The sequence below is a fragment of the Kingella denitrificans ATCC 33394 genome (assembly GCF_000190695.1).
GTDB lineage: Bacteria > Pseudomonadota > Gammaproteobacteria > Burkholderiales > Neisseriaceae > Kingella_A > Kingella_A denitrificans.
In genome coordinates, this window is the sequence record NZ_GL870929.1 from 1457393 (window position 1) to 1477050 (window position 19658).

18 protein-coding genes are annotated in these 19658 nt (G+C 56.7%); 5 read left to right on the forward strand and 13 right to left on the reverse strand.

All coding sequences use genetic code 11. The annotated features are described in order from the left end of the window. Positions 1-207 precede the first annotated feature (207 nt). Positions 208-3003: an isoleucine--tRNA ligase gene (gene ileS, locus HMPREF9098_RS07355; RefSeq protein ID WP_040564355.1), complete on the reverse strand. Its 2796-nt coding sequence runs from the start codon at positions 3001-3003 to the stop codon at positions 208-210. Between the two features lie 296 nt (positions 3004-3299). Between ileS and HMPREF9098_RS07360 the strand changes: the two genes are divergently transcribed. Beyond that, on the forward strand, positions 3300-3713 hold the full coding sequence (locus HMPREF9098_RS07360; RefSeq protein ID WP_003783440.1) for an MliC family protein: 414 nt from the start codon (positions 3300-3302) through the stop codon (positions 3711-3713). 72 nt (positions 3714-3785) lie between these two features. Here HMPREF9098_RS07360 and HMPREF9098_RS07365 read toward each other — a convergent pair whose 3' ends face one another. From HMPREF9098_RS07365 to ftsY, 5 genes are all read right to left on the reverse strand, one after another. Beyond that, positions 3786-4751 (reverse strand): L-lactate dehydrogenase, encoded by a 966-nt coding sequence (locus HMPREF9098_RS07365; RefSeq protein ID WP_003783442.1) that lies wholly within the window; start codon positions 4749-4751, stop codon positions 3786-3788. Between the two features lie 90 nt (positions 4752-4841). Continuing rightward, complete coding sequence (locus HMPREF9098_RS07370) at positions 4842-5024, reverse strand: hypothetical protein (protein ID WP_003783444.1); 183 nt, start codon at positions 5022-5024, stop codon at positions 4842-4844. Positions 5025-5098: 74 nt separating this feature from the next. Beyond that, positions 5099-6379 carry a phosphoribosylamine--glycine ligase gene (gene purD, locus HMPREF9098_RS07375; protein WP_003783447.1) on the reverse strand — a complete coding sequence of 427 codons (1281 nt, stop codon included), beginning with the start codon at positions 6377-6379 and terminating at the stop codon, positions 5099-5101. A 94-nt stretch (positions 6380-6473) separates the two neighbouring features. Further along, complete coding sequence (locus HMPREF9098_RS07380; protein WP_040564844.1) at positions 6474-8330, reverse strand: ABC transporter ATP-binding protein; 1857 nt, start codon at positions 8328-8330, stop codon at positions 6474-6476. Between the two features lie 83 nt (positions 8331-8413). Next, positions 8414-9979 carry a signal recognition particle-docking protein FtsY gene (ftsY, locus tag HMPREF9098_RS07385; RefSeq protein WP_003783453.1) on the reverse strand — a complete coding sequence of 522 codons (1566 nt, stop codon included), beginning with the start codon at positions 9977-9979 and terminating at the stop codon, positions 8414-8416. Positions 9980-10148: 169 nt separating this feature from the next. Here ftsY and HMPREF9098_RS07390 point away from each other — a divergent pair, with 169 nt between their 5' ends. Both HMPREF9098_RS07390 and HMPREF9098_RS07395 read left to right on the forward strand, forming a co-directional pair. Further along, positions 10149-11072, forward strand: coding sequence for an ABC transporter ATP-binding protein (locus HMPREF9098_RS07390; protein WP_050781270.1), 924 nt, complete (start codon positions 10149-10151; stop codon positions 11070-11072). 296 nt (positions 11073-11368) lie between these two features. Continuing rightward, on the forward strand, positions 11369-12196 hold the full coding sequence (locus HMPREF9098_RS07395; RefSeq protein ID WP_003783458.1) for a class I SAM-dependent methyltransferase: 828 nt from the start codon (positions 11369-11371) through the stop codon (positions 12194-12196). Between the two features lie 87 nt (positions 12197-12283). On the opposite strand, the gene HMPREF9098_RS07400 is transcribed toward HMPREF9098_RS07395, so the two are convergent. From HMPREF9098_RS07400 to HMPREF9098_RS07415, 4 genes are all read right to left on the reverse strand, one after another. After that, the gene (locus tag HMPREF9098_RS07400; protein ID WP_040564357.1) at positions 12284-12715 is read right to left on the reverse strand and encodes a hypothetical protein; all 432 of its coding nucleotides are present in this window, start codon (positions 12713-12715) and stop codon (positions 12284-12286) included. A 47-nt stretch (positions 12716-12762) separates the two neighbouring features. After that, positions 12763-12942, reverse strand: coding sequence for a hypothetical protein (locus HMPREF9098_RS07405; protein ID WP_040564358.1), 180 nt, complete (start codon positions 12940-12942; stop codon positions 12763-12765). 147 nt (positions 12943-13089) lie between these two features. After that, entirely contained in the window at positions 13090-14421 is a 1332-nt protein-coding gene (argG, locus tag HMPREF9098_RS07410; RefSeq protein ID WP_003783461.1) for an argininosuccinate synthase, read from the reverse strand. Between the two features lie 40 nt (positions 14422-14461). Further along, a complete protein-coding gene (locus HMPREF9098_RS07415; RefSeq protein ID WP_003783463.1) occupies positions 14462-15784 on the reverse strand; it encodes a M16 family metallopeptidase in 1323 nt (440 codons plus the stop codon). Positions 15785-15899: 115 nt separating this feature from the next. Here HMPREF9098_RS07415 and HMPREF9098_RS07420 point away from each other — a divergent pair, with 115 nt between their 5' ends. After that, complete coding sequence (locus HMPREF9098_RS07420) at positions 15900-16361, forward strand: YchJ family protein (RefSeq protein ID WP_040564359.1); 462 nt, start codon at positions 15900-15902, stop codon at positions 16359-16361. 67 nt (positions 16362-16428) lie between these two features. Here the strand turns inward: HMPREF9098_RS07420 and HMPREF9098_RS07425 are convergent, their stop codons facing one another. Continuing rightward, positions 16429-16797, reverse strand: a complete 369-nt coding sequence (locus HMPREF9098_RS07425; protein ID WP_003783466.1) for a PAS domain-containing protein — start codon at positions 16795-16797, stop codon at positions 16429-16431. Positions 16798-17023: 226 nt separating this feature from the next. Between HMPREF9098_RS07425 and HMPREF9098_RS07430 the strand changes: the two genes are divergently transcribed. Then, a complete protein-coding gene (locus HMPREF9098_RS07430; RefSeq protein WP_003783469.1) occupies positions 17024-17461 on the forward strand; it encodes a protein tyrosine phosphatase family protein in 438 nt (145 codons plus the stop codon). A 200-nt stretch (positions 17462-17661) separates the two neighbouring features. Here HMPREF9098_RS07430 and thrC read toward each other — a convergent pair whose 3' ends face one another. Next, positions 17662-19071, reverse strand: a complete 1410-nt coding sequence (thrC, locus tag HMPREF9098_RS07435) for a threonine synthase (RefSeq protein ID WP_003783471.1) — start codon at positions 19069-19071, stop codon at positions 17662-17664. 83 nt (positions 19072-19154) lie between these two features. Next, complete coding sequence (locus HMPREF9098_RS07440; protein ID WP_003783474.1) at positions 19155-19538, reverse strand: hypothetical protein; 384 nt, start codon at positions 19536-19538, stop codon at positions 19155-19157. Positions 19539-19658: the final 120 nt, after the last annotated feature.

The following is a 19658-nucleotide window of genomic DNA, read 5'->3' on the forward strand; positions in this document are numbered from 1 at the left end:
AGCTAAATTCCTTCATAAAGATCGATTAAAGAACAAGTTTGGTACAAAATGTGCCAAACACAAAACCAAACAACTGGCACGGGTGCAGGCTGCTTGGGCAAAGTGGGCGATTATAGGCGGAATTTTAAGTTAAATCAAGCGCATTTCTGCAGTTTTCCGACAAAAAAGCAGCCTGCACATTCAAAACCGCCATATATGGCACCCGAATCAAGCATGGGTACGGGTTTCCCCTTTTCCATCAATATTTTCCACGCAGCGGCTGCACAGTGTGGGATGTGCCGTATGGCTGCCCACGCTGTCTGTGTAATGCCAGCAGCGTTCGCATTTTTCCGCTTGGCTGGGGACAACATTTGCTGCCAATGCTTCGCCTTGGGCAATGCGGATTTTGGACACCAGAAACACAAAGCGCAATTCATCGCCCAATGTTTGCAGTGCGTCAAAAATGGCGGAAGGCGCGGTCAAATCGACTTCGGCTTGCAGTGAAGAACCAATGGATTTGTCTGTGCGCAAAGGTTCGATAGCCGCATTGACCACGGCACGGGCTTCGCGGATGGCGGCCCATTTCGCCACCAAAGCTTCTTCGCTGGCGGCCGGCATGGACGGGAACTCGTGCCAAGTGTGATACAGCACGCTGTCTTCTTCGCCGCCGCCAATCAGTTCCCAAGCTTCTTCGGCGGTGAAGCACAACACGGGCGACATTAACAGCACCAAAGAACGTGTGATGTGGTACAGCGCGGTTTGTGCCGAACGGCGCGCATGGCTGTCGGCCTGAGTGGTGTACAGGCGGTCTTTCAGAATATCCAAATAGAACGAGCCCAAATCTTCGGAGCAGAACTGCACCAAATCCTGCACGGCGAAATGGAAGGCATAACGCGGATAATATTCGCCGGCCAGTTTTTCCTGCAAGCGGCGCGCCAAAACCAGTGCATAACGGTCGATTTCCACCATGTCTGCCAGCGGCACGGCATCTTCAATGCGGTCAAAATCTTTCAAATTGGCAAACAGGAAACTCAATGTGTTGCGGATGCGGCGGTACATCTCGGTTACGCGTTTCAGGATTTCGTTCGAGATGGACAATTCGCCCGAATAGTCGGTATTTGCCGTCCACAGGCGCAGGATGTCCGCGCCGAATTCGTTGTACACGGCTTGTGGCGCAATCACGTTGCCCAAAGATTTGGACATTTTGCGGCCGTTGCCGTCCACCACGAAGCCGTGCGTGAGCAGTTGTTTGTACGGCGCGCGGCCCAAAGTGGCGCAGCCGGTGAGCATGGACGATTGGAACCAACCGCGGTGCTGGTCGCTGCCTTCCAAATACAAATCGGCAGGCCAAGCCAGTTCGGGGCGTTGTTTCAGCACGGAAAAGTGGGTGCTGCCCGAATCGAACCACACGTCCATGGTGTCGGGCAGTTTGTCGTATTGCTCGCAGTCTTCAGGCGAAAGCAATTCGGCTTTGTCCAATTCAAACCAAGCATTGATGCCTTTTTGCTCGATACGCTTGGCTACTTCTTCCAAAAGCTCTGCCGAATTCGGGTGCAGGCTGCCTGTTTCTTTATGGGCAAACAAAGTCATTGGCGTGCCCCAGAAGCGTTGGCGCGACACCACCCAGTCGGGGCGGCCTTCAATCATCGATTGCAGGCGCGCGCGACCCCATGCGGGGAAAAATTCGGTGTCGTCCACTGCTTTCAATGCATTGTCGCGCAATGTTTTGCCGGAAGTGCCGGCTTTGTCCATGCCGATAAACCATTGCGATGTGGCGCGGTAAATCAGCGGGGTTTTGTGCCGCCAGCAGTGTGCATAGCTGTGTTCGATTTTGGTGTGGGCGAGCAGGCGGCCGTTTTCTTCCAGCCATTGGATAACGGCATCATTGCCTTGTTTGAACACGTGCATGCCGGCCAAGCGCGGCACTTCACTGATGTAGCAGCCCTGCGCGTTCACGGGGTTGTACAGTTCGATGCCGTATTGGTTGCACACGATATAGTCTTCCAGGCCGTGTGCGGGTGCGGTGTGCACCAAGCCTGTACCCGCGTCTGTAGTTACGTGGCTGCCGTTGAGCATGACGATTTCGCGTTCCAAAAACGGGTGTTCTAGTTTCAGGTTTTCCAATGACGCGCCGGTGGTTTCGGCAAGCACAGGGCAGCCTGCACATCCGTAACGCGCCAATGCGCTTTCCGCCAAATCTTTGGCCAGCACCAGTTTGCCTTTGGGCGTGTCAATCAGTTGGTACACCACATCTGCACCGGCGGAAATGGCTTGGCTAGCCGGCAGCGTCCAAGGGGTGGTGGTCCAGATGACGGCAAAAGCTTCGCCGGAAATTTCGGGCAGGCCGAAGGCTTTGGCCAAAGCGGCATTGTCTTTGAACAGATATTGCACGTCGATGGCGGGCGATACTTTGTCTTTGTATTCCACTTCGGCTTCGGCCAGCGAAGAGCCGCAATCCAAGCAGAACTGAACGGGTTTCGAGCCGCGGTACAGATAACCCGCTTTATAGATTTCGCCGAGTGTGCGCACGGTGTCCGCCTCGGTTTTGAAATCCATTGTCCGATAAGGCTTGTCCCAATCGCCCATCACGCCCAGCCGCACGAAGTCGGTTTTTTGGCGGGCGATTTGTTCGGCGGCATATTCGCGGCACAATTCGCGGAATTTGTTGGCGGGCATATCCCTGCCGTGCAGTTTTTCAATCATGACTTCGATGGGCAGGCCGTGGCAGTCCCAGCCGGGCACATACGGCGCATCGAAACCGGCCAGCGTTTTGCTGCGGATGATGATGTCTTTCAGGATTTTATTGACGGCGTGGCCGATGTGGATGTCGCCGTTGGCATACGGCGGGCCGTCGTGCAGGATGAATTTCGGACGGCCGGCGGCTTTTTCGCGCAGTTTTTGGTAGCGTTTTTGGTCTTGCCATTGTTTGACCCAGCCGGGTTCGCGTTTGGCGAGGTTGCCGCGCATGGGGAACGGGGATTCGTGCAGGTTGACGGTTTTGGAATAATCGGTTTTATCGCTCATGGTTTGCTCTGTTGTGCAGGCTGCCTGCAAAGGCTTTGCCCGTTAAAAATGGTTGGGAATAAATGTTTGCCATTTTACAAGCGTTTAACCGCAGTGAAAAGGCAATGCGCTGAAATAAACTGCCGCGGCGTTCCGTAAATGCAATGGCGGGATTGTGTTATAACCTGCAAATCTGTGTGGGCTTTGCGTAAAAGTGCAGGCTGCCTGGCTTTACCGCGCAGGGGAAACTGTGCATAATGAAACAACGGCGGAATGATTCCGTCCGTTACCGACAAATGATATATGGAGAATAAACCATGAAATTACACACGATTATTGCTGTTGCAGTGTCCGGTTTGGTTTTGACGGCTTGTGCCGGTATGGACAACGAGCCGCGCGAACCGCGCCATCAGGAACGTCATGAGCACAGACACGAACACGCGCAAAACCGCATGGACGAGCGCAATGAACGCAATGCGCGTTTCGAATGCGAAAACGGCGTCGGCGGTTCTTTGAGCCAAACCGACGTGAACGGCTTGCGCATCAGCCTGAACACCGACAGCCAAAGCGCGCACCTGCCACGCGTCCGTGCCGCTTCCGGCGCATTGTTTGCCAGCGATAACGGCCTGTACGGCAAACGCACCGAATGGCACGAGAAAAACGGCGAAGCCGTATTCCAATTTGCCGATCCGTACGGCAATGTGGTGGAAACACGCTGCCGCTTGAAATAATCGCGTTTCCCATGAAAAGCAGCCTGCACTTCCGTTTTGGGGTGCAGGCTGCTTTTTGCTTGGCGCGGCGTGTTACAGGTATGCGTTCACTTTTTCCTGATAGCTGCGCAATATCTGTGCCGATTTTTCAAACTGGGTGCGTTCTTGTGCATCCAGCGGCTTTTCAATCACGCGGGCAATGCCGTTGCGGTTCAGCACGGCCGGCACGCCGATATAGACATCGCTTTGGCCGTATTGCCCGTCCAGCAGCGCGGAGATGGTAAGCACGATGTTTTGGTTGCGCAACACGGCTTGGGTAATCCGCGCCAAACCCATAGCGATGCCGTAATACGTTGCACCTTTGCCTTCAATGATGGAATATGCCGCGTCGCGCACGTTGGCATGGATTTCCGCCATCCGCGCCGCGCCGTCGCCCGCTTTTTCCAAGGCTTCTTTCAGCGGCACGCCGGCAATGTAGGCCGTGCTCCATGCGGCAATCACGCTGTCGCCGTGTTCGCCAATCATGTGCGCGTCCACGCTGGCGGGGGCGACGTTGAACGCTTTGCCCAGGCAGTTGCACAGCCGCGCCGTGTCCAAAATCGTGCCGGAGCCGATAACGTGTTCGGCAGGCAGGCCGGAAAATTTCCAAGTGGCATAAGCCAGCACGTCCACTGGATTGGTGGCGACCAGAAAAATGCCGTTGAAGCCGTGCTTCATCACTTCGCCGACGATGTTGTGGTACACCTTCAAATTGTTGTCGATTAAGTCCAGCCGCGTTTCGCCCACTTTTTGCGGCACGCCGGCGCAAATGCAGACGATATCGGCATCTTCGCAATCGGCATAGCCGCCCTGCTTCACTTGGATGGGCGATTGGGCATACAGCACGCCGTGCCGCAAGTCGCGCGCTTCGGCGGACACGCGTTTTTCGTTCAGGTCAATCAGGACCAGCTCGTCGCACAGGGCTTGGTTCAGCACGGCGAAGGCATAGCTGATGCCGACTGCGCCGGTGCCGATGATGACGACTTTGCGGCCGGATTTGTTGTGGTGGTAAGAAGACATTTTATTGCTCCTGATGTGTGTCGATGAAAAATGATGCGAATCATGAAACGGGCAGCCTGCACGCCGCGAAGGGAAAGTGCAGGCTGCTTTTTATGGCTGCGGCTTCGGTGCGGCAGGCTGCGAAGCGGTTTGCGAAGTTGCGCGCGCCGCTTTCTTTTTGGCGATTGCTTCGCGCATTTTCTGCTGCTGCTCCGCGCTCGGCATGGTCAGCCACACGCCCGCAATCACCACCGCCAGCGCGGCAATGTAAAACCAGACTTTGTTCATGTTCATGGTGTTGTCCGAAAGATGGGGTGCAGGCTGCTTTTGGGTGATGGAAAAGCAGCCTGCACCTTAAATTTGCACGGTTAATCTGCTTGGCGGCGAATCGCCTTGTCCGCAATATCGCGGCGCAGCTGCATGCCGTCAAAGTGGATTTTGCCCGCCGCTTCATAGGCTTTGGCTTTGGCTTTGGCAACGTCCGCGCCCAAACCCACCACGCACAGCACGCGGCCGCCGTTGGTCAGCACTTCGCCTTGTTCGTTGGCGGCGGTGCCTGCGTGGAACACTTTGCCGATTTGGTCAGCCGCTTCAATGCCGCCGATTACGTCGCCCTTGCGCGGCGTTTCGGGATAGTTGTGCGCCGCCAGCACCACGCCCACCGCTGTTTCGTTTTTCCATTTTGCCTGCACGGTGTCAAGTTTCCGTGCCAAAGCAGCCTGCACCAAATCGACCAAATCGCTGTCCAGACGGCTCATAATCGGCTGTGTTTCCGGGTCGCCGAAGCGGCAGTTGAATTCGATGGTGAACGGCGCGCCGCTTGCGTCAATCATCAGGCCAGCATACAGAAAGCCCGTGAATTCGATGCCGTCGGCCTTCATGCCGCGCACGGTGGGCAGGATGATTTCGTTCATCGCGCGTTCATAAACGGCGGGCGTTACCACGGGGGCGGGGCTGTATGCGCCCATGCCGCCGGTGTTCGGGCCTTGGTCGCCGTCCAGCAGGCGTTTGTGGTCTTGGCTGGTGGCCATCGGCAAAACGTGTTCGCCGTCCACCATCACGATGAAGCTGGCTTCTTCGCCGGTCAAATAATCTTCAATCACCACGCGGCTGCCGGCGCTGCCCATTTTGTTGCCCAGCAGCATATCGTCAATCGCCGCGTGCGCCTCGTCCAAGGTCATGGCGACCACCACGCCTTTACCCGCCGCCAAGCCGTCGGCCTTAATTACAATCGGCGCGCCTTTTTGGCGGACGTAATCGTGCGCCGCATCCACCTGTTCGAAGGTTCGGTATTGCGCGGTGGGAATGCCGTGCTTTTGCATGAACGCTTTGGCGAAATCTTTGGAGCTTTCCAGTTGCGCCGCCGCTTTGGTGCAGCCGAAAATCGGCAGGCCGGCGGCGCGGAAATCGTCCACAATGCCTGCCGCCAGCGGCGCTTCGGGGCCGACCAGCGTGAAGGCGACCTGTTCGTCGCGGCAGAATCGGATTAAATCGTCGTGTGCCGTGAGCGCGATATTGCGCAATTTGGGTTCGGCCGCCGTGCCCGCGTTGCCCGGTGCCACAAAAACGGTTTCCACTTTGGGCGACTGTGCCAATTTCCACGCCAGCGCGTGCTCGCGGCCGCCGTTGCCGATAACGAGTAATTTCATGGTGTCTGCTTTCTGTATATCGATAAATTAACAATAATAAAAAGCAGCCTGCACTTTGGCGATTCGATGGCCGCAAGGGTGCAGGCTGCCTGGCTTAATGTTCAATCTGCTCCGGTAAAAAGCCGCCGCTTTGGTGCGTCCAGAGTTTGGCATACAGGCCGTTGTTTTCCAAAAGCTGCGCGTGCGTGCCTTCTTCCACGATGCGGCCTTTGTCCAGCACGATGAGGCGGTCCATGGCGGCAATGGTGGACAGGCGGTGGGCAATCGCAATCACGGTTTTGCCGTCCATCATTTTGTCCAGGCTTTCCTGAATGGCGGCTTCCACTTCGGAATCCAGCGCGCTGGTGGCTTCGTCCAGCAGCAGGATGGGTGCGTCTTTCAGCATCACGCGGGCGATGGCGATACGCTGGCGCTGGCCGCCGGAAAGTTTCACGCCGCGTTCGCCGACGTGCGCGTCATAACCTGTGCGGCCTTTCGCGTCCGACAGGTTGGGGATGAAGTCGGCGGCTTCGGCGCGCAAAGCAGCCTGCACCATTTCTTCTTCGGTGGCTTCGGGGCGGCCGTAGATAATATTATCGCGCACGGAGCGGTGCAGCAGGCTGGTGTCCTGTGTGACCAGGCCGATTTGGGCGCGCAGCGATTCTTGGGTAATGTCGTTGATGTTTTGGCCGTCGATGGAAATCGTGCCGCTTTGCGGTTCGTAAAAGCGCAGCAGCAGATTGACGATGGTGGATTTGCCCGCGCCGCTGCGGCCGATTAAGCCGACTTTTTCGCCTGCCTTAATGTGCAGGTTGAAGCCGTTGAGTAGCGGTTTGCCCGCTTCGTAGGAAAAGTCGATGTGCTCGAAACGGATGTCGCCGCGTTCCACTTTCAGCGGCAGGGCATTGGGTTTGTCCAAAATGGTGTGCGGTTTGGACAGCGTGACCATGCCGTCCGACACGGTGCCCACGTTTTCAAACAGCCGCGCCGATTCCCACATAATGAACTGCGACAAGCCGTTCAGCCGCAACGCCATGGCCGTTGCCGTGGCCACCGCGCCCGCACCGACATGCCCGCCGTGCCACAGCCAAATGCCCAGCGCGGCCGTGGAGAGCGTGAGCGACGAATTGATGATGAAACTGCAAGTGTGCAGCAGCGTGGCCAGCCGCATTTGCGCGTACACGGTCACCATAAATTCTTCCATCGACTGCTTGGCGTATTTGGCTTCGCGCGCGCCATGCGAAAAGAGCTTCACGGTGGCGATGTTGGAATACGCATCGGTGATGCGGCCCGTCATCAGGCTGCGTGCGTCCGCCTGTGCCTGCGCGGTTTTGCCCAGTTTGGGCATCAGCGTTTTCATCATGACGGCAAACGACACAATCCACAGCGCGAACGGCACGAGCAACCAGCCGTCCAATGCCGCCAGAATCAGGCCGGAGGTCAAAAAATACACCAGCACATACACCACCATGTCGGCAACGGTCATCACCACGTCGCGCACGGCCAGCGCCGTCTGCATGACTTTGGCGGACACGCGGCCGGCAAATTCGTCCTGATAGAAGCCGAGCGACTGGTTCAGCATCAGGCGGTGGAAATTCCAACGCAGGCGCATGGGGAACACGCCTTGCAGCGTTTGCAGGCGGATGTTGGATGCGGCGAAATGCCAGAACACGGCAAACACCATCATCGCCGCCATGCCGAATATCGCCCAGCCTTTTTCGGCAAACAGCGTTTGCGGCGTGTATTTGCCCAGCCAGTCCACCAGCTTGCCCATAAATTGGAACAGCAGGGCTTCCATAATGCCGATGCCGGCGGTGAACACGGCCAGCGCGAATATCCACGGGCGCACGCCTTCCAAGCTGCTCCAAATAAAGCGGAACGTGCCTTTGGCGGGCGTTTTCGGGGATTCGGAAGGATAGGGTTCGATACGGGTTTCGAACCAGTGGAAAATTGAATTTAAACGTGTTTTCATAATGTCAGACAAGTGCAGGCTGCTTTTGGCAACGGAAAAAGCAGCCTGCACATAATTTCACAATCAATAGCGGAAGATTCGGCTTATGCCAGCGAGCCTTCGTCCAGCAGGGCATCGACAAACGCGCGCGCATTGAACGGCCGCAAATCATCAATACGCTCGCCCACGCCGATAAAGCGCACCGGAATGGCGCGGCTGCTGGCCAATGCCGCCAACACGCCGCCTTTGGCCGTGCCGTCCAGCTTGGTGACGATAAGGCCGGTAACGCCCAAGGCATCGTCAAACGCCACCACTTGGTTCACGGCGTTTTGGCCGATGTTCGCATCCAGCACCACGATGATCTCATGCGGCGCATCGGGCATGGATTTTTGCAGCACGCGCTTCACTTTTTTGATTTCTTCCATCAAATGCAGCTGCGTGGGCAGGCGGCCGGCCGTGTCCGCCAGCACCACATCAATTTTGCGCGCTTTCGCCGCTTCCACGGCATCGAAGCACACGGCGGCAGAATCGCCTTTTTCCTGCGAAATCACCACCACGCCGTTGCGCTCGCCCCATTCCTGCAACTGTTCGCGCGCGGCGGCACGGAAGGTATCGCCCGCCGCCAGCATCACGCTTTTGCCTTGTTTTTGGAAATATTTGGCCAGCTTGCCGATGGACGTGGTTTTACCCGCGCCGTTAATGCCGGCCATCATGATGACGAAAGGCTGGCCGTTTTCGGGCAGAACCAGCGGTTTTTCCAGCGGTTTGAGCAAATCGTAAATCGCTTCTTTCAGCGCCTGACGCAGCTCTTTGCCGTCTTTCAGGCCACGCAGCGACACGCGTTCTCGCACTTCCTTCATCAAATGTTCGGTCGCTTCGATGCCCATGTCGCTGGTCAGCAGCACGGTTTCCAGCTCTTCATACAAATCTTCGTCGATTTTGCCGCCGCCGAACACGCCCGCCAGCGATTTGGCCATGTGGTTGCGCGATTTGTCCAATCCGCGCACCAGCCGCGCCGTCCAGTTCAGCGGCTCTTCTTCTTCGGGCTGCACTTGCGGCGGCATTTCCGTAACGGCTTTGGGTGCTTCGGTTTTGGGCAAAGCAGCCTGCACGGGTTCTTCGGTTTCAGTTTGCGCTGTTTCCGCTGCGGCGGTTTCTGTGGTTTCGTTTTGGGCTACATTTTCCGTAACGGCGTTGTCCACTTCGGTTTCAACGATAGGTGCAGGCTGCTTTTCTTCATCCGCGCTGTCGGGTTGGGCAGCCTGTTCGGTGGCTTGTGCGGATTCTTCGGTTTCGGGTTGCGCTGTTTCTTCAGCGGCGGTTTCTTTGGTTTCGTTTTGGTTTACATTTTCCGCAACGGCGTTGTCCATTTCGGGTTCAATGGCAGGTGCAGGCTGCTTTTCTTCATCCGCGTTTTCAGACAAAGCAGCCTGCACGGGTTCGGCAGGTTGTTCGGACGCAGGTTCGCCCGCGGCTTCTTGCACGCCGGGTTCTGCGGTTTCGCCGCTGTGCGCCGCGCTGCTGCCTGTGTTTGCTTCAGCGGCAGGTGCAGGCTGCTTTTGTTGTTCGGTCGTGTCGGGTTGGGCAGGCTGTTGTGCAGTTTCGGTATTGGTTGGTGTTGGTGACGCGTCTTTGGGTTTACGGAATAATTTATTGATAAAACTAAACATGGCGCGGACTCGTTGGAATAAAAATGTTGATATTGTATCTGTATTTTGGCTGGCATTAAAGCGGTTTGTCGCCGTTGGGGGGCTGCAATGGTGCAGTGTCAGCCTGTCGTGTCTCATTTTTATTTTAATCCGCTATATAATGCGCGTTTTGGGCAATGGGAGCGGCAAAATGTTGGAGATTCGGCGGCTGGATAAGCGGTTTGCAGACAAAATAGTGGCGGACGGCGTTGATTTGCGTGTGGAGGCAGGCTGCCTGACGGCGGTTTTGGGCGCGTCGGGCAGCGGTAAATCCACGCTGCTGAACATGGTGGCGGGGCTGCTGCCGCCCGACGGCGGCGAAATCGTGCTGGGCGGCACGCTGCTGAATCCGCTGCCGCCGCAAAAGCGCGAAGTGGCGATGATGTTTCAGGATTTCGCCCTGCTGCCGCATTTGAACGTGTGGCAGAACGTGGCGTTCGGGCTGCGGATGCGCGGCGAGGGCAAGCACGTTGCCCAAGAAAAAGCCGAACGGTTTTTGGCGCAGGTGGGCTTGCAGGACACGGCCGACCGGCGGATTGATGCCTTGTCGGGCGGCGAAAAGCAGCGCGTGGCATTGGCGCGCGCCTTGGTGGGTGCGCCGAAAGTGCTGTTGCTGGACGAGCCTTTTTCCAGCTTGGACACGGGGTTGCGCGGGCAGTTGCAAACTTTGGTGCGCGAGTTGGTGCGCCAATACGGGATTCCGGCGCTGCTGGTCACGCACGACCCGGCCGAAGCCGCATTGACGGCCGACCGGATGGCGGTTCTGCAACACGGCCGCATCGTCCAACACGACACGCCCGAACAACTGTTCCGCCGCCCCGTGTCAGAACCGGCTGCTCGGCTGCTCGGCTGCGTGAACGTGTCGCCCGAATATTATGTGCCGCCCGAAGCCGTGTTGATTGGCGACGAACGCGGCATTCCCGTGCCAGTGCACGCGTGCCAAAAGCAGCCTGCACTTTGGCGCATTGTGTTGCAACATCCGAAATGGGGCGAGCTGGTGTGCTGGCATGCGTATCCTGTGGGCGACACCTGCCGCGCATGGGTGGACGAGGCGCAAGTGGTGCGGTTTGCCTGAACCGCCGCGTACATGGTTTCGGACGATGAAAAAGCAGCCTGCACTTGGAATTTACCGTGCAGGCTGCTTTATTTGCATGCGGCAAACCAAGGAGCAGGCTGCTTTTAAAGCGTGGGTATGGCGGCGCAACGCCATGAACGCCGTAAAAAGCAGCCTGCACATTCGTCTGCGAAAGCCCGAAAAATGCGGCGGCGGTGCTTTTGTTTTCCGTCAAAGGCAGGCAGGTACGCGTTTGCCGTTCCTGTGGCGCGGGCGTAGAATAATAATCGTTATCAACAAAAACAGGAGTCATCGCAATGGAAAACAATAAAATTTCGCCCAGCCAAATCAGCGTATTGTCCGAAACCATGTTGATTCCGTTGTGGGCGAAGGCGGTGGAATACGGCCGGCCGGACGCGCTGCTGACCGATGCGGAAGCGGCGCGCATGAAGGAGATGATTGACTATGATTTCGGCAAATTTGCGGGCGTGAAGGCCTCGCAGGCGGGCTGCTGCGGCAGGGCTGCGCTGATTGACGATGAAGTGCGGCGGTTTGCCGAAGCGCATCCGGACGGTGTGGTGGTGCAGCTTGGCGCGGGGCTGGACGCGCGCTATGAGCGTTTGGGGCGGCCGAAGCTGACGGCCTGGTACGATTTGGATTTGCCGGACGTACTGGAGTTGCGGCGCATGCTGCTGCCCGAATCGGGCAATCATTATCTGGCGGGCTCGCTGTTTGACGAGGATTGGGCGCGGACGGCGGCGGCGCATGGCAAGCCGGTGTTGCTGGTGTCGGAAGGGGTGCTGATGTATTTTGAAGAGGCGCGGGTGAAGGAATTTTTTGCGATGGTGAACCGTGTGCTGCCGGGTGCGGAACTGGTGTTTGACGTGATTCCGCCGTTGTTGTTGAAACACGCGAAACAGCACGATGCGCTGGGCAAAATGGGAAAACCGCCGGAATTCAAATGGGCGCTGCCCGACCCGAAAGCGCTGGAAAGTTGGCTGCCGGGGCTGCGCGTAGAACGGGTCGGCAGCCTGATGGAGCGTTGTTTGCACCGCTATCCGTGGCTGCTGCGCCTGCTGTATAAAACGGCGTGGGGCAGGAAGAATGCCGACCAGAAAATCATCACGCTGCGGTTCGGCGGTTGATTGTGTCATGATTTTATGTGTTTAAAAAAAGTGCAGGCTGCTTTTTCATCGTCCAAAAGCAGCCTGCACTTCATTTATTGGTACCGCTTATTTTTTCACCATAAACCAAAGCCCGAGCAGGGTGAGCAGCACGCCGGCGGCTTTCTGCCACGAAAAATGTTCGCCGAACAGCAGCAGGCTCAACGGTATCAGCAGCAGTGCGGCCATGCCGTTCACCGCCACGCCGCCCCATTGCGGTGAACCGCCCACTTGGTAGGCCAGTAGGAAGCCCAGTTCGATAAGGATGATGCCCACGGCCACCAGCCATATGCGCCAGTTGCCCAGCAGCGGCACGGCGGCGGCCAGTTCGGTTTTGCCCCAGAACGCGAAGGCGAGCAGGCACAGCAGCATGGCGATGCCGTAATAAATGCTCAGCACCAGCATGGGATGGGCGGTTTCGCCGTGCAGCGATTTCTGGCCGAGGTGGTAACAGATATTGCCGAGCGCGGCAACAAGCAGGAAGGGGAGGAATTTGGGCATTGTGTTGTGGGATTCGGTGGGTGGAAGGGTGCAGGCTGCCTGAGCCGTCATCGCCAAAGCGCCAAACCCAGTATCAACAGCAGCAACATACCGCCCAGCATGCGCGTGGGCTTGGGCGCGGACGGTTTTATCCAGCCGCATTTGCGCCCTATCCAGAACATCAGGCGCAGCAGGCATTCAATCAGTGTCGCGGCAATATCGATAAGCAGCAGGGGCGATTCGGCCATTGTCGGCCTTCCTTTCGGCTTTGGCGGCAAGCAAGTAAGATAAATATCTATCTTACCCTGATTATACGCCGCCATCATGCCCAAACAAAAGTGCAGGCTGCTTTTTCTGTTGCCAAAAAGCAGCCTGCACTTTGCGATTATGCTTCTTTATTTATTCTCCAGCTTCGGAATCACCGCGCCTTCGCCCAGCTGCACCAGTCCGGTTTGCGCGTAAATGCCCAGTTTGGTGCGGGTGTCGGTAATGTCCAGATTGCGCATGGTGAGCTGGCCGATGCGGTCAAGCGGCGTGAACGCGGCGTTTTCCACTTTTTCCATGCTCAGGCGTTCCGGATGGTAGGTCAGGTTGGGCGATTCAGTGTTCAGAATCGAATAATCGTTGCCGCGACGCAATTCGAGGGTGACTTCGCCGGTGATGGCTTTGGCCACCCACCGTTGTGCCGTTTCGCGCAGCATCAGCGCTTGGCTGTCGAACCAGCGGCCTTGATACAACAGGCGGCCGAGGCGCAGGCCGTTGATGCGGTATTGTTCGATGGTGTCTTCGTTGTGGATACCGGTGACCAAGCGTTCGTAGGCGATATGCAGCAGCGCCATGCCCGGGGCTTCGTAGATGCCGCGTGATTTGGCTTCGATGATGCGGTTTTCGATTTGGTCGCTCATGCCCAAGCCGTGGCGGCCGCCGATGCGGTTGGCTTCGAGGAAGAGTTCGACGGGATCGGCATATTCTTTGCCGTTCAATGCCACCGGCACGCCTTCTTCAAAGCGCACGGACACGGTTTCGGGTTTCACCTCCACGTTTTCATCCCAAAACGCCACACCCATGATGGGTTTGACGATTTTGATGCCGCTGTTCAGAAACTCCAAATCTTTGGCTTCATGCGTCGCGCCGAGCATATTGGAATCGGTGGAATAGGCTTTTTCTACCGACATTTTGTATTGGAAGCCGTTGGCGATGAGGAATTGGCTCATTTCGTGGCGGCCGCCGAGTTCGTCGATAAATTGCTGGTCGAGCCAAGGTTTGTAGATTTTCAGCGCGGGATTGGTCAAGAGGCCGTAGCGGTAGAAACGCTCGATGTCGTTGCCTTTGTAGGTGCTGCCGTCGCCCCAGATGTTCACGTCGTCTTCTTTCATGGCGGAAACGAGCATGGTGCCGGTCACGGCGCGGCCGAGCGGGGTGGTGTTGAAATAGGGCACGCCGCCGGTGGAAATGTGGAACGCGCCGCATTGGATGGCGGCGATGCCTTCGTGCGCCAACTGGGCGCGGCAGTCGATTAAGCGGGCGTTTTCTGCGCCGTATTCCATCGCTTTTTTGGGAATGGCATTGTAGTCGTCTTCGTCGGGCTGGCCCAAATTGGCGGTGTAGGCATAAGGCAGCGCGCCTTTGAGTTTCATCCACAACAGTGCGGCGGAGGTGTCGAGCCCGCCGGAAAAGGCGATGCCGACTTTTTGATTGACGGGGAGGGATTGCAAAATGGTGCTCATGATATTCCTTCAATATTTTGGGCTGGGTGGTCAATAGGCATCAGCGTGCAGGCTGCATTTCCACGAAAACGGCGCGGCCGGACGTGAGCAATCGTGCGGCTTCCTGCACTTGTTGTGCGGTCACTTGGCTTAAACGGCGGCGGATTTCGGCTTCGTCGCGATAGGAAAAGCCGGTGTTTTCCAGCGTACCCATCAGCGAAGCGCGCGATTCGATGCTGTCGCGGTCGTAGATTTCGTTGGCTTCTTCTTGGCGGATGGCGCGTTGCAGCTCTTCTTCGGAAACGCCGTTTTCGGCAATGTCGGCAATCTGCGCTTCAATAAGCTGGCGCAGTTTGGCGGTGGAAGTGCCGTTGGCGGGCATGGCGAAGACGGTCCACAGCTGCGGCTGGCGCGACAGCAAATCGTATGAAACGTCGATGCGTTGCGCGGTTTGTTGGCCGCGTACCAGATTTTTGCTGAAACGCGCGGCGGAGTGGCCGTCCAGAATGCTGCCCAAAACGTCCAGCGCGTAAGGCATGGTGTCGTCCAGTTTCTGCAAATGCGGCACGCGGTAGCCCAGCACCATCAGGGGCTGCTTGGTGTTGGCGCGCATGGCGGCCGGTTTGACGGGGCGGTCCAGGCGTTCGGAAATGTCTTGGCGTTTGGGCAGTTCGCGTGCTGGGATTTGACCGAAATATTGTTTGACGGTGGCCAGCGTTTGTTCGGGGTTCACATCGCCCACGATAATCAGCGTGGCGTTGTTCGGCGCATACCATTGGCGATACCACTGGCGCAAATCGTTCGGTTTCAGGTGGTGCAAGTCGCGCATGATACCGATGGTGTGGGTGCGGTTGGCGGATTTTTGCCAGGCAATGCCCAACAGTTTTTCATACAGCGCGTTGTTCGGGCTGTCGTCCACGGTTTGGCGGCGCTCTTCGCGGATAACTTTCATTTCGTTGCGGAACGCGGCATCGCTGAAATTCAGGTTGGCCATGCGGTCGGCTTCCAATCGCAGCACGGTGGGCAGGTGTTGCGCGGCGATATTGACGTGATAGACCGTTTCTTCAGGCGATGTGTAGGCGTTGTCTTCACCGCCGAGTGCGGAAATCCGGCTGCTGTATTCGCCAGCGGGCACGGTGTGCGTGCCTTTGAACATCATGTGTTCCAAGGCGTGGCTGAGCCCTGTTTTGCCGGGCACTTCGTCTATCGAGCCGATTTTGTACCAAAGCTGCGTTAAAACGACGGGCGCGCGGTGGTCTTCGGCAATAATAACTTTCATGCCGTTGTCGAGTTGGTGGAAAACGGTTTCGGCAAATGCGGCGGGCATGGCCAACAGGGCGATGCCGGTGCAAATCAGGCGTTGGAGCGATTGCGGAAATAACATAGCGTATCCATAAAAACGAAAGGGGGATATTATAGCGAATTTGTGTGCAGGCTGCTTTTCCCGTATTGAAAAAGCAGCCTGCACGGGTCAAAAATCGGACGGAAAGGAAAAAAAGATGCTGTGTCCCTGCGGTTCGGGTGCGGATTACCAAGATTGCTGCGCGCCGCTGCACCGGCAAAAGGCGGTGGCGCAAACGGCGGAGCAGCTGATGCGTTCGCGGTACGCAGCTTATGTCGCCCATGAAATCGATTATCTGGTGGTCACCACTGTGCCGTCGCAGCAGGCGTTGCTGGACAGGGAGGGCATGGCGCAGTGGTCGCGGCAGGCCGAATGGCTGGGCTTGGACGTGCTGCGGTATACGGACAACCTGAAACCGAACCACGCGCAGGTGGCTTTTGTGGCGCATTTTGCCGAACAGGGGCAGGAAAGGCGGCATGAGGAGCTTTCGGCGTTTGTGCGCGTGGACGGCCGCTGGTATTTCATCGACCCGACCGTGCCGCTGCCGCCGATGAAGCAGCCGTGCATCTGCGGTTCGGGGCGCAAGTTCAAAGCGTGCTGTGGGCAGTTTTTCCGTTGAGGCGCGCGAGCAAAAAGCAGCCTGCACGTTGAAGGGTTCGGCCTGTGCAGGCTGCTTTTTTACCCGCTCAATCCGCCGGCCGCGCGCTGGAAAGCGAGCCGAGCACTTGGCCTTGCGCGTTTTTAATCAGGCAGAAGCTCACTTGCGCGTAAATATAATGACCGTCGCGGTGCAGGGCTTTGGTGCGCGTGGCGCGGCCGTTGTGCTTGGTTCTGCCGCTTTCCACCGCCGCGTAAAACCCGCGCCAATGCGGCTCGCGCAGATATTCGGGAATGATGATGTCCAAACTCTGCCCGATGGCCTCTTGCGCCGTGAAGCCGAACATTTGCTCGCTGGCCGAGTTCCAAAAACGGATTTTGCCCTCCGTGTCGGCATAAATCACTGAATCGGGCATTTGTTCCAGCATTTCTTGAAACGGCAGTGAGAATGTGTTCATGATATTTCCTTTTGGTCTGTGGCGAGTCGTTATTGAAGCACAAATTTCGTGTGCCAAGCAACTATATATTTACACACATTTACAAGAAAACATACATGAATTAACTTTTACTGTGCCGTCAAACGGTTTAAAATTTCCATTTTTGGCGATTCTTATCACGCAATAAGCGTGTCTGCCGCGCCCGAACAGCCTGTTTGCGGCCGCCGGCATGCTTTAAGGAAAGATTATGGCTCTGGAAAAAATTGCAGATTATTTATACGTCTCCAAACAATTAAACGAACGCTTTGCCAAACAGGCGGCGCAAATCGGCATTAAAACCGTGATTTGCAACCGTCCGGACGGCGAAGAGGAAGGCCAGCCCAGCTTTGAAACGGTGAAAGAATGGCTTCATCAATACGGTATCGAGCATGTGGTGTATATGCCGATGGTGATGGAGCAAATCAACGATGCCGATTTGCAGCACTTTCAGGAAACCGTGGCCAAATCGCCCGCGCCCATTTTGGCGTATTGCCGCACCGGCACGCGCTCTGCGATGATGTGGGCATTGAACCAGGCCAAGCGCGGCGTGGAAGTGAATAGTCTGATTCGCGCGGCGGATTTGGCCGGTATCAATCTGGAACCGCACCGCGAACGCCTGAATGCCGTGTACCAAAAACGCGGATAAACCCCAATATACCAAAACATAACACACATCTCTAAAAAAGCAGCCTGCACCTTGGTTTTCAAAGTGCAGGCTGCTTTATAGTGAATTAAAATCGCAATGATACGGTGTTGGCTCGCCTTGACGTACTACTTGTACGCCTTGCGGCTCGCCGCCTTGTCTCATTTTTATTTTAATCGACTATATTTGCATGCGCCGGCGGGTTAATCCAGCTTCTCACGGATAATGCTTTTCACAATGTCGGCATTGTTCGGCACCACCTGCACGCGCTGCGGCAAGTCTTCCAAGCCGTTCAGCTTCGCGGGGCGCGGAATCGCCACATCGCCCACCGCTTCGCGGATGGTGGCATCGAATTTAGCGGCCAACGCGGTTTCCAAACATACGATGATTTCGCCGTCTTCACGCACTTCGCGCGCCACTTTCACGCCGTCTGCCGTATGCGGGTCAATCAGTTCGCCATCGGTTTCGTACACTTGGCGGATGGTGGCCAGGCGGTCTTGGTGCAGGCTGCGTCCGGAAACGAAGCCGTATTTTTCGCGGATTTCGGGCAGCTTGTGCGCCAGCGAAAAGCCTTTGCCCGCGCCCACTTCCGCCCACAAGGCGTTGATTTCGTCGCTGTCGCGCGCCATCAGATCGAATACGAAACGCTCGAAATTGGACGCTTTGGAAATGTCCATGGACGGGCTGGACGTTACATACGTCTGCTCGGTGGTGCGCGGACGGTATTCGCCGGTTTTGAAGAATTGGTCGAGCACGTCGTTTTCGTTGGTGGCGACAATCAGGCGGCGAATCGGCAAACCCATTTGTTTGGCGATATGACCGGCGCACACGTTGCCGAAGTTGCCGCTGGGCACGCAGAAACTCACTTCTTGGCGGTTGTTGTCGGTGGCGCGGAAATAGCCCGCGAAATAATAGGCCACCTGCGCGACAATGCGGCCCCAGTTGATGCTGTTCACCGTGCCGATGTGGTATTTTTCTTTGAACGCGTGGTCGTTTTGCACGCTTTTCACGATGTCTTGGCAGTCGTCAAACATGCCTTTCACGGCGATATTGACGATGTTTTCGTCTTGCAGGCTGAACATTTGCGCGCGCTGGAAGGCGGACATTTTGCCTTCGGGCGAGAGCATGAACACGTTCACGCCTTTTTTGCCGCGCAGGGCATATTCCGCCGCCGAGCCGGTGTCGCCGCTGGTGGCGCCCAGAATGTTCAACTGTTTGTTTTCTTTGTTCAATACATATTCGAATGCGTTGCCCAAAAACTGCATGGCCATATCTTTGAAGGCCAGCGTGGGGCCGTTGGACAGCGCTTGGATTTTGATGCCGTCTTTCAAGGTGCGCACGGGCGTGATGTCTGCCGAGCCGAAGGCTTCTTCGGTGTAGGTGCGGTCGATGATGCGGCGCAGGTCGGCTTCGGGGATGTCGGTGGCGAACAGGCGGATGATTTCAAAGGCCAGTTCGCGGTAGCTCAAGCCGCGCCATTGGTCCAACATGGTTTCGCTCACGGCGGGATAGGCTTCGGGCAGCATCAGGCCGCCGTCTGGCGCGAGTCCCATCAATAGGATTTCGCTGAAGGATTTACGGTCGGTTTGGCCGCGTGTGCTGATGTATTTCATGATTTTTGCCTTTTGGGATTGCGGAAATCTTGAAAGCAGCCTGCACTTGGGTTTATGGAAAGGTGCAGGCTGCTTTTTTGGGGTTATCGTTGGGTGAACAGGCGTTTGTAGCACGCGGTAACGGTTTTCGCGCCCACTTCGGCCACCACGCGTGTGCGGCCTTCCGGCGTGAGAATTTGCGTCAAATCGGCGGCGGTCAGCTGGTTCGGCGCTTCTTCGCTCACGCAGCCGCAAATTTTGTTTTCCCATGCTTCCTGTTGCGACTGGCTCATGGCCAATGCGGCCAAGCGCCATTCGGTGCGTGACTGCAATTCGGTTTTACACTGGTTCTGCACATACATGCTGAACAAGTTAGCGCCGATGTTGGACGTGTTGCCGCCGCCCAAACCCAGTCCGCCCAAATCGCCCATGCCGCCGCATCCGCCCAACATCAATGCGGCTGCCAATACAAATGCCGTTTTTTTCATCGGTTATCCTTCTGCTGTTTTGTTTCGTAAAAGTGGTATTATCATAGAGAACACTGCGCCCGACAAGGCAAATTGCACGGCAGAGCCGGAACGGGGCGCGGAGACCGTTGATTTCGAGAA